This window comes from Ligilactobacillus equi DSM 15833 = JCM 10991 (genome assembly GCF_001435735.1).
GTDB lineage: Bacteria > Bacillota > Bacilli > Lactobacillales > Lactobacillaceae > Ligilactobacillus > Ligilactobacillus equi.
In genome coordinates, this window is sequence record NZ_AZFH01000105.1 from 1 (window position 1) to 12,534 (window position 12,534).

The window sequence follows — 12,534 nt, forward strand, 5'->3', positions numbered from 1 at the left end:
TATCACACGGAAGGACATTGGGAATTTTATAAAGCGGGGTCAAAAACTCAAACAACCATTCCATATTTATTAGTTGGAGTTGGCGATTTGGACTTTGATCAAGATGTTCTTGTTAAGGGTAACGTTGTAGGTACGTTAAATGGTTCTAAAGTAACTATTGACACGGATAATAGTTCTTACGCATATTATCGTGATAAAGGGACATATGGAGAAGGCTCAACTGAACAAGATAGACCAAACCAGTCGTTTACAATGTTAAAAAATGTTGATACGTTCTCGTGGTCATGGCTTCCCCACAATATAGTAGGTACTTCCCAAGTTGGGTACAGTAATAAGGGTATGCCTGTATACGAATGGATTTCATTTGGTGCGGCCGACTTACCATTCGATAAGCCACCTATTCTAAATACTCCAACGGTAAACTATCACTTGGATTCAGTGACAGTTGACAAACCTTCTGTTGAATATCACTACGATATCCCAACATACGGTAGCACTTCGAATCCAGTTGTATACAATTACAATACATTAAGTGTTGATAAGCCTGTAGCTGAAAAAGCAAGCTACAATTTACAAAAATTAAATGTGCTTCATAAAGCAGGTAAGACTGACAGTGAAGTTATTGATAATCAAACCGTTGATACTAATGGTAAGACTATTGTAGCAGGTGATCACGGTAACTTTACAGTTACTACTGATGCCTTACAAGCTTCTACCAATGGTGCAAATGCAACTCGTCAACAAGTTGTTGGTTACACAATTGAAGACACAATTGACCCTAATGTAGAAATTGATTTACAAGGTATTCACGTTTCTAAGTCAGATGATGGTTCGGACTTAACTAAGAACTTTAACATTTCTTACAACGCATCTACCCGTCAATTAGTGTTAACTGCTAATAAGACTTTGGTTGATGCTATGAGTTCAGATTTAACTAAGACTTATAGTGGATTAACTTTAGATATCCCTTACACAGCTAAGGTATCTGGAGCTACATTCAAAAACCAAGCTAAGACCTATGTAAACCACGGTAACGGAAATATTGAAACAGTTTCTAACAAAACTGAAAATAAAATTACTGATTCTAAACCAACTAAGAGTGTTTCTGTAGATGGAAATAACGCTAATGGTAAGAACGTAATTACTAACAGCGTACAAGAATACACTGTTAATGTTGATTACACTAAGTTTAAGGATGTTCCTGTCTCAGATTCCATTAAGAATAACGAAGTATCATTTACAGATACTATGGTTATCACTAATAAAGCAGGTTCTTTAAAGGCTGATAGTGTTAAGCTAGTAGATGGATCTGGAAAAGTAATTGACAAGTCACTTTATACAGAAACTATCACAACACTAACTAAAGGTAATGATGAAACTTACGCAATCAAGTTTGTTTGGAAAGATGGCAAGAAGGCTGTACAATCATTTGGCGGTCAAACTCTTAAATTAACTTACCAAGTATCATCAAATGATGGCGTTACAGGATCTATCACTAATAGCGTTGTTCAAAATAACTTTGGAGTGAACTATGGTGGGAATGTTACAACCGTTAATGTTGTAGATATTAATCCTAAGAAAGATGTTTACAAAAACATTGGTGATACTAAGTCAGTTAACGGTGAAATCGTGCCATTTGGATCAGATGTATACTTCAAGATTACATCTTCAGAATTACCTGCTAACCGGGCAAGTGTCGTCAAGGAATGGAACTTTACTGACACCTTAGACAACAAGGTTGCTTACAACGGTAAATGGCAAGTCTTAGCCGGCTCTGACATGGTAAATGCGCAAGGTCAAACAGTTATTCGCAAGAATGACGATATTTCTAAGTACTTTACCTTTAGCTTAAACGGTCAAAACACTAAGTTGACTCCTAATGCTGATTACTTAGCCTTAGCTAACTTAGAAAAGAACCGTGCAAATGCCAACTCATACAATTTATGGGTAGGTGCCACAGTTAAAGTTTCTGGTTGGGAATACAATACTGCAACTGAAACCTTAAACGGGGATGTTGATAAGACTAATACAGTCAAGACCTTCTCTTACGAACCTGTTAACCCAATTGGTGATAAAGACGACCGCATTGGTCAATCTACATCAGCTACAGCTACAAGTGCTAACGGCATGAATGTAACTAAGGGCGATAAGATTACGTATGAATTGAAGGGACAAGCTTTACCTCAATATCACGATCCTATCAAGACCTTTAGCGCAACTGATATTTTTGACCCTGCTGTTAAATACACAGGCTTTAAGGCATTCATGAATGTTAAGGACGCTAAGGGCAAGATTACTCAAGTTGACGTAACTGACTTAATGCAAACCAACGCTAACGGTAATACCGTTGAATGGACTGCTAAAGATGCACTTATCAAGATGATGAACTCTGATAAGTACAACGAACAAGCCTATGTTACTCCTACAATTTACGCCTTCACCGAAGTCTTAACAGACAAAGATAAGATTGATAACTCATACTTTGTCAACATCAATGGTAAGCAGGACGTATCAAACATTGTAACTAACCAAGGTGTGCACGCAACACCTACTAAGGACGAAACTGTTGCAGGTACTAATTCAAATGGCCGAGTAGTGATTGCTAAAGACCATATTGATTACGATGTAACTTGGGACTTATCACAATACAATTTAAAGAAAACTGCTATTTCAGATGAACAAATGGCTAAAGGTATGTCTGTAGTTGATACATTAACTGCTACAACTGGCGTCATTGAAAACTTAAGCAAGGATGGCTTTAAGTTAGTAGACGGAAGCGGTAAAGCTGTATCTACACAACCACAAGTTACTCTAACTAAGACAACCAAAGACGGCAAAGATGTTTACGTTGCAACTGCAAAGGTAACTGATGTCAAGAAGTTCTTAGAAACTTACGGTGGCGAAAAGCTTCACTTGAAGTACACGGCAATTGTTGCTGATGGTAAGAATGGTGAAATCAAGAACGTTGCTCAACAAATTGACTTTAACAATCCTAAAGACACTCCAGTTGTCGGTAACACGGTTGTTGATACTACACCAGTTAAGGACGTTGTTTCCAAGTTAGGTGGAACTGAATCACTTAACGGTAAGAAAGTTGACTTAGGTTCAACCGTTTACTACAAGGTTTCATCTTCTGATTTACCTGCTAACCGTGCAAGCCAAATCACAACTTGGACTTTCTCTGACAAGTTAGACGATAAGGTAGAATACAACGGTCAATGGGCAGTTTATGCTAGTCAAGAAATGAAAGACCATGATAACAAAGTAGTTATCAAGAAGGGTCAAGATATTTCTAAGTACTTCCAATTAGTTAATGACGGTCAAACGTTAAGTCTAGTTGCTAACCAAGACTACATGAACTTAGTTAATGAACATAAAGATAATGTAGTTGGTTTCAATGTTAACTTTGGTACAACTGTCAAGACTGCTGGATGGGCATACAACACAGCGGATGAAAACTTAAATGGTGCAGTTGACAAGACTAACCAAGTTAAGACATTCTCTTATGACCCAGTCACTCCTGAACCTAATAAGGAAGATAGTATTGGCAAGAACACAAATGCTAAGCAAGTTTCTATCAATGGTAAGTTAGTAACTAAGGGTGACACAATCACTTACGCCTTGAACGGTCAAGTATTGAAGCAATACCACGAACCAATCAAGACATTTAGCGCTAACGACATCTTCGATAAAGGTTTAACTTACACAGGTTACAAGGCAATGCTTAATGTAACTGATAAGGATGGCAAGGTTACTCAAACCGATGTAACTGATCACATGAAAGAACAAGTCAACGGTAATACGGTTGCGTGGGTTGCTGATGCTGAATTAATCAAGATGATGAATTCGGACGAATACAATTCTAAAGCAGGGGTTACACCAACTGTTTACGCATACGCTACAGTTAATACCGACCAAGCAACTCGTATCGACAATGCTTACTGGTTAAACATCAACGGTAAACAAGATGTTTCAAATATTGTAACTAACACGCCAACTCGTCCTACACCAGTTAAGGCTGAAACTATTAACGGCAAGGACGGTAACAGTAAAGTTGCAATCGCTAATGACCAAATCGACTACAATGTTACATGGGACTTATCCAAGTATGCATCTAAGACAACTGCCATTTCAGCTGAACAATTAGCTAAGGGTACTAAGGTTGTTGATACATTAACAGCAACTCAAGGCATTATCCAAGACTTGAAGAAAGAAAATGTTAAGGTTGTAGACGCTAAGGGTAAAGTGGTTAATGCCACAGTTGCAATTACTAAGGCAACTAAAGACGGTAAGGACACTTACACAATTACCGTAACTGCAAAAGACCCTAAGAAGTTAATCGAAACTTATGGTGGTCAAAAGCTTTCTATTAAGTACTCAGCAACAGTACAAAATGGCAAAGCCGGTGACATCAAGAACCAAGCATCTCAAGTTGACTTTGGTAATGACCCAATTCAAACTAATGTGGTTGGTAACACAGTGGTTAACACCGTTCCTGTTAAGGATGTAACTAAGACCTTAAATGGCACTGACTCATTAAATGGCAAAGTTGCTGAAATTGGTTCAACAGTTTACTACCAAGTTTCATCTTCTAACTTACCTGCTAACCGTGCAAGCAACATCAAGTCTTGGACATTCTCTGACAAGATTGATTCTAAGGCTAAGTTAAACGGCCAATGGGAAGTCTTCGCTAAGTCTGACTTAAAGGATGCTAAAGGCAATGTGGTTATTAAGAATAACCAAGATATTAGCCGTTACTTCCGCTTAATCAACAATGTTGATTCTGTAAGTTTAGAAGCTCAACAAGACTTCTTAGACTTGGTTAACCTTGATGTAAACAAGGCTACAAATGCTAAGTTTACGCTTAACTTAGGTGCAACTATTCTTAAGAGTGGTTTCACTTACAACACCGCTAACGAAGTATTGAATGGTGCAAATGACAAAACTAACACAGTTAAGACTTTTGCTTTTGACCCAATCGTACCTCACGGTGAAAAAGACGTTAAGTTAGGCAACGCTACAGACACTAAGGCACAAACAATTAATGGTAAGAACGTTGTTAAGGGCGAAACTTTAACTTACGAATTAAAGGGACAAACTTTACAACAATATCACGAAATTGTTAAGAGCTTTAATGCAGTTGATGAATTTGATAGTGCGGTTAAGTACACTGGCTTTAAGGCATTACTTGGCGACAAGGATGTTACTAAGTTAGTTACAGTTAAGCAAGACGGCAACAAGGTAACTTGGACTGCTAATGCTGACTTAATTAAGTTAATGAATTCAGATGAATTTAACACTAAAGCCGGAGTTACTCCTACAATCTTTGCCAATGTACAAGTTGTTGCTGATGGTGTTGAAACCATTGATAACAAGTACGTTGTTAACATCAACGACAAGCCTGATACTTCAAACACAGTTGAAAACAAGACAGTTAAGTCTACTCCAACTAAGTCTGAAACAGTTGCCGGTAAAGATGCAAATGGCAAGATTGTCTTAGCAAATGATAAGATTAACTACAAGATTGGTTGGGATTTATCTAACTTCAAGCTTGACAACAAGTTAGCTATTAGCGACGCAACTCTTGCTAAAGGTTTATCCTTGCACGATACGATGACAGCTGACAAGGGTGTTATCAACGCCTTAGCTCCTGCCAACGAATTTAAGTTAGTGGACGCAAATGGTAAAGAAGTTGACAACAACCTTTACACTATTGCTATCCCTAAGGCTACAACTAAGGATGGTAAGGAAGTTTACGCATTTGATGTAACTGCAAAAGACCCTAAGAAGTTCTTACAAACTTACGGTGGTCAAAAGCTTACCTTAACTTACGATGTAACAATCTTAGATGGGGTCAACGGTTCAATTGACAATAAGGCTGTACAAAATGACTTTGGTACTGACCGCCCAACGCCTACAGTTGGTAACAAGGTGGTTAATACTACACCGGTTAAGGATGTTCTTTCATCTATTGGTGGCAAGTCTGTTAACGGTCAAGTTGTTCCTAAGGATTCTGTAGTTTACTACCAAGTTTCTTCAAGTGATTTACCTGCTAATCGTGCAACTCAAGTCACAGATTGGACTTTACACGATGTTTTAGATAGCAAGGTTGCTTACAAGAACTTTGAAGTCCGTGCAACAAATGACTTGAAGGACGCTAAGGGTGATGTAATCGTTAAGAAGGGCGACAACATCAGCAAGTACTTTACTGTTAAGGCAAACGGTCAAACAATTGACTTGAAAGCAAACGCTGATTACGTTGCATTGCTTAACTTAGATGTTAACAAGCAAGTTCACGGTGGATTTGACTTATTCATTGGCGCAACTGTTAAGACAGCCGGTTGGTCATACAACACTGCTGACGAAACATTAAACAATGTCACAGACAAGACAAACCAAGTTAAGCACTTCTCCTTTGACCCAGTTACTCCAAAACCTACTAAGGATGTTGCTTTAGGCAATACCACTGCTACTGATGCACAATCAATCAATGGCGCTAAGGTTACACCGGGATCAACGTTGACTTACGAATTAAAAGGTCAAGCACTTAACGAATATCACGAGAAAGTGGAATCATTTAGTGCAACTGATACTTTTGATGATGGTGTTGATTACCAAGGTTACAAAGCTTACTTGAACAAGGCAGACGGTTCACAAATTGATGTAACTAACCACTTGACAGCTAAACAGGATGGTAATACTGTTGTTTGGACTGCAGATGCTGAATTAATCAAGATGATGAATTCAGACGAATACAACACAAAAGCGAGTGAAACGCCTACTATTTACGCTCAAGTTAAGGTTAATGGTAAAAAAGCTAAGACTATTGAAAATAACTACTTTGTAGATATTAACAATAAGCATGGCGAATCTAACAAGGTTACAAATGATTCTGTCGTACCAACACCAGTTAAGAAAGATCTTAACTCAGAAGGTATTGATATTAACGGATTGACTGTATTGCCGGGTTCAACTAACGTTTACACGTTAACGATGGACTTTGATCAGTACAAAGATGCTAAGTCTGATGCTGATGCGATTGCTAAAGGCTTTGCTTACCTAGATGACTTCCCTGAAGAAGCTTTAGATGTTGATACAAACAACTTCACTTACAAAGATAGTCAAGGAAATGCAGTAAGTGGTATTACCGCTACCGTATACAACTCTATCTCAGATGCTCCAGAAGATATTCAAGCTTCAATCAAAGAAAACGGAATTAACGTTAATGGTGCGTTTGTATGGTTCTCAGTTGATAATCCAACCGACTTCTTCAACAAGTACGTTGTAACAGGTAACTCAATCACTATTACCGCTCCTATGACTGTTAAGAAAGATGTGGCCGATGGTACAAGTTACAGCAACGTTGCTTACCAATTCGATTTTGGTAAAGCTTACCAAACTGAAACTGTTACTAATAACGTTTCACGTCCTAACCCTACTAAGGATGTTGTTATCTCTGTAGGTGATACAAATAGTCTCAACAATGGTGAAATTAAAGTCGGCCAAACATTCAATTATGAATTAAATGGCGGTGTGATTAAGCAAGCTACAGGTACTCCATTAGAAGAATATGGATTTACTGACGACTACGATCAAACACATGATACTTACAACGGAACATACGTTGTTAAGTTAAACTCAGATGTAACCTTGAAAGACGGAAAGGTATTGAAGTCAGGTACAGATGTTACTGAATTTACTGACTCAACAGTTGATACAGAAAATGGTAAGATCAACATTGAATTTAAGAAGGACTTCTTAAAGCAAGTTGATTTAAGTAAGGGCGACTTTAGCGCAAGTGCTTACGTATCAATGACTCGTACCGCAAGTGGCGATGTGGATAACACTTACATCAACACAATTAATGGCGTGGAATACACTTCAAATACCGTAACTACTCATACACCAGAAGTGCCAGAAACTCCTGTTCCTGAAAAGGAAACACCTGTAACACCTTCTGAAACACCAGTTTCACCTAAGGCAGAAGCTACACCTACACAAAACAACGTAACACCAACTCCTGCATCTAAAGAATTACCTCAAATGAGTGATTCTGACGACAACGTATTAGCAGAATTAGGTTTAGTTGCTGTTGCTTTAGCAGGTGGCTTAGGACTTGCCGGATACAAGAAGCGCAAGGATGCCTAAAATATAAGAAAAAGCAAGGATTTATTTCCTTGCTTTTTTGTTTCTGTCAACTCTTGTCATTGATGATAGGATATGTAAAATAATACTTGTAAGATTAAAAAATAGCTATGACACAAGGTTGAGTTAAGACAATAAAATTTCTGTCAAGGCTTGCGAGCCTTGTATCGTGTGCTAAAATAAAATCATAAAATAAGTTAAGGTTTTCCAAAGAAAAGAGAGGTAATCAAAATGGAAAAAGTATTAAAGAAATCAAGTGCTGTATTAGCGTCAGCAATTATCACAACAGGTGTTGCAGGGGTAGTTGCAAATGCAGATGAAGTAACTCCTGAAAATACGCAAACGGTAGAAAATACTGCGACTACTGCTACAACAGTAGCACAAGCTCAAACTAATGTTGATAATGCTCAAAAAGCGGTTGATAATGCAAGTGCAGAATACTCGGATGCTAAGTCCGTTACAGATACCGCACAAAGAGATACAGATTCAGCTAAACAAACCTTAGATACTGCACAAAAAGTATCTAACGACGCAGAACAAGCAGTTAAAAATGCTCAAGAAAATGTTGCTAAAGCAACTAATGAAAATATCGCTCAAGCGAAGGGGGACGTAGCTTCTCAAGAACAAGTGGTGTCAGATTCAAATAATAACGTAAAAGCTAATCAAGAAGCTGTGAAAAAGGCACAAGATGGCGTTAACGCATCTCAAGCAAAAGTAGATGAGGCTAATAAAAAAGTGTCAACTCAGCAAGCAGTTGTAGACCAAGCTCAAGTTAATGTTGATAATGCTCAAAAGGCGTTGAACAACGATGGTAAATCTGAAGCGGAAAAAGCATTATCAGATGCTCAAAAAGCTGTAGCAGGCGATCAACAAGCGGTATCTGATGCTACTAAGAAGGTAGACAATACTAAGAACAATGCTTCAAATGCTAAGAATGATGTAAAAACTGCTCAAGAAAAAGTAGCGACTGCTACCCAGAAGGAATCTGACGCACAAACTAAAGCGAATAGTTCCAAAAAGGCATTGGATGATGCTAAGCAAAAGGTATTAGATCAACAAGATGTTGCAAATAATGCTCAGAAGGCTGTAAATAGCGCTCAAGACGCTGTAAATAATTCTGGAGTAGAGAAGGCTCAACAAGCAGTTAATAGCGCTCAATTGGCCGTAAATGGGGATAAAAAGGCTGTTGCTAATGCAGACAATAACTACCAAAATGCTTTAAGCGACCAAAAGGTTAAAACAGAAACTGCCAAAAACGCTAAGTCAGTACTTGACAATGCTGAAAGTGATGTAAAAGTAGCTCAAGCTAAAGTAGACGATGCTCAAAAGGCATTTAATGCGGCCAAACAAGTTACTGATAGCAAAAAATTAGAAGTCGATAGTGCGAAAAATGAAGTTACACGCTTGGAATCCTCGGCAGTACCAACTATTGCTATCAAGCAATCTGATGTTGATGCAACACAAAAATTAGTTAAAGAATTACAAAAGTACGGTGACAACGGTGGTATGAATATTCCTTTAAACGTACTTTCTGGTTACGATTGGGGAACAGCTAGTGTTGATGGTATCAATAATGCTAAGGTTGAATGGGCTAAGAAATTAACCAATTCTGCACGAGTAGTTAGTTGGGAAGATAATAATGTTGTAGATCAACAAACAACGGTTGATTTAAATAATTTGACGGTTGAACAAGCAACTGATCTATCTAATTTTACCGCAACCTTAATTAACCAAGTCCGCAAAGACTTAGGAATTTTAGATACAGTTGGAAAAGTAGAAGTATCTAGTGGTGCTGTTAATTTTGCGTTGGATGTAGCTAAACAAACATTGGCTGATAAATGGAATATCATGGGTCATGATGCTCACGCTATTAACAATACAGCTTTAGAATACGGCCTGGGTGCACCAGAAAATACGGAACTTGGTGAAACTTCACAAGGTTACGAAAATGCAAGCTTTAGTCACCCAACAGCGACAATGGCAGGTTTAAAGGAAGGTCTATATAGAACTATTGAAGGAATGTTATTCTACGATATTGCTGATGAGGATAACATTACAACAGATGATATGGGACATGCTCAATCTATTTTAGGTTTAACCAACATTGAAAACAGTACTACCAAATCAGGAGTAACTTATTTAGGGGTATCTAATAATTTATTGGCAGGTACAAGTGGCCGACAATCCACTACATCATACTCTCACTTACTTTTCATTTCAGGATTAGATCAAGACAAGACTAATGCAACTCAACAAGCTAAAGGTATCTTCAATACGGTAACAAATCCATATGAAGATTTAGCTAGTGCAGTAGCAAATGCCAAAAATGTATTATCAGCTAAACAGGCTGAATATCAAAAGTTGAATCAAGATCAAGTTGTTAAGAGTATTTCTTTAGATACCGCTAAGGATAACTTGAATGCTAAGACAACTGAACGTGACAACGCTAAGAATGCCAATGATAATGCTCAAAAAGCTTTATCAGATGCTGATTCTAAGGTTTCTACCGCTAAACAAGCATTATCTGATGCGAATGCTAAGTTAGTTTCTGATACAAATGTTTTGAACCAAGCACAAGCTACTTTAAGTTCGTTTAATGCAGATGCTAAGACTAAATTAGACAACTTAAAGAAAGCACAAGCTACTTTGGATAAGGAACAAGCTACTTTAAAGACATTGCAAGATGATGTAAACTCTAAGAATGTAGCTTATCAAAAGGATGCTAAGGCTTTATCAGACGCTCAAGAAGCTGTAAAAGATGCTAAGAGCGCTTTAGAAAAAGCGGAAAATAACGATAAGAACGCTCAACAAGCATTGTCTGATGCCAAGCAAGCATTATCTGATGCAAATGCTAAGTTAGTTTCTGACACTAAAGCTCAAGAACAAGCACAAACAAACTTAGATGCTTTCAATAAGGGTCAAGCTGAAAAATTAGCTAACTTAGACAAAGCAAAGAAGGTATTGGCGGATGAAAACGATAAGTTAAGTTCTTTGAAGAACGAAGCAGGTCAAAAAGTCGCTCTCTTAGCTATCTCTAAGGAAAGTTTAGTCGATGCACAAAAAGCCTTAGATTCAGCTAATCAAGATCTTACTAAACAAGAAAGTAAGTTATCAGATCTTAAACAAGAATTGTACGTTTTAGAACACGCTCCAGAAGCATTATCCGATGCACAAGCTACTCAAGATAAGGCCCAAGCGGACTTGACAGACGCTCAAAAAGCGTATGACAAGGCGGTTGATACATTAAACAACGCACAAGCAACCCTTGGAGAAAAGCAAAATACTTTAGAAAAGGCTAAGGAAAAGTTATCTAAGGCAGAAATGACTTTAGCAAGCTTATTAGCCATTGAAAAGGCTGAAAAAGACGCTCAAATCAAAGATTCTATCAAGGAAGCTACTAATAGTGGTTACCATGTTGTAGATGGCGTTGTTATGGATGCTAGTGGTAAGACAGTACCGGGTTGGGGTGTAAATCCTTCTGGTGAAATGGTAGATAAGAACGGAAATGTAATTAAGGTTCAAAATAAAGCCGTGAAGTTATCTTCATCAGTACCGGGATTTGCTACTACGACAGCGACTGTTAAAAACCACAAGCCACAAGCACAGTTAACTACTAAATCATTGCCACAAACTGGCGAAGAAAGTGATGCTCAAACAGCAACCGTTGTAGGCTCAATTATGGTAGCTGTAGGCTCATTCTTAGGTTTGGTCGCAGTAGGTAAAGAACAAGATAAAAAATATCTAAAATAGACGAATAGAGCAATAAAAAACCACCTCAGATTTCATTCTGAGGTGGTTTTTTGTGTTTATAAAGGTTAGCAGACAAGAAAAACCGTGTTTTTAAACACGGGATGAATTGTCGATAAGCTAACCGAACTTAGTTTTAAATGATTTTTGCATTTGGGATTCTATATATTGTTTAACGATATTCTCTGATACATTGCCAATCGTGGACATAAAAAAGCTAGGAGACCATAAGTGACCACCCCACAATTTAGATTTTGTTTCAGGATGGAGCTTAAACCATTCCCTAGCACTTGTACCTTTTAAGGATTTAACCATACTAGATGGCGCATACTTAGGTTTAAAACTAATCAACATATGAACATGGTCTGACATGACTTCGATTGAAGAGACTTCAATCTCTTTGTTTTCAGCAATGCTAAGTAAAATTGTTTTCATATTATTTCTAAGTTCATCGGTTGTAAATATTTGCTTTCGATACTTAGTTACAAACACTAAGTGAAAGTTAAAATCATAAACATTAGTTCTTTCTTTTTTTAACATGTGTATTCACCTCTATATTAATATTATAACTAATTAAATTGTTTTTGCAAACAACATATGTTACGATAAATGTATAGAAAGGTGGTGAAATAAAATGTTAAA

3 protein-coding genes are annotated in these 12,534 nt (G+C 37.6%); 2 read left to right on the forward strand and 1 reads right to left on the reverse strand.

All coding sequences use genetic code 11. From position 1 onward, the window contains the following. Positions 1–87: 87 nt before the first annotated feature. Both FC36_RS07095 and FC36_RS07100 read left to right on the forward strand, forming a co-directional pair. Complete coding sequence (locus tag FC36_RS07095; protein WP_156409543.1) at positions 88–8,148, forward strand: LPXTG cell wall anchor domain-containing protein; 8,061 nt, start codon at positions 88–90, stop codon at positions 8,146–8,148. A 228-nt stretch (positions 8,149–8,376) separates the two neighbouring features. Further along, positions 8,377–11,895 carry an SEC10/PgrA surface exclusion domain-containing protein gene (locus FC36_RS07100; RefSeq protein ID WP_025021315.1) on the forward strand — a complete coding sequence of 1,173 codons (3,519 nt, stop codon included), beginning with the start codon at positions 8,377–8,379 and terminating at the stop codon, positions 11,893–11,895. Between the two features lie 117 nt (positions 11,896–12,012). Here the strand turns inward: FC36_RS07100 and tnpA are convergent, their stop codons facing one another. Continuing rightward, positions 12,013–12,432 (reverse strand): IS200/IS605 family transposase, encoded by a 420-nt coding sequence (tnpA, locus tag FC36_RS07105; RefSeq protein WP_025021314.1) that lies wholly within the window; start codon positions 12,430–12,432, stop codon positions 12,013–12,015. Between the last annotated feature and the right edge of the window lie 102 nt (positions 12,433–12,534).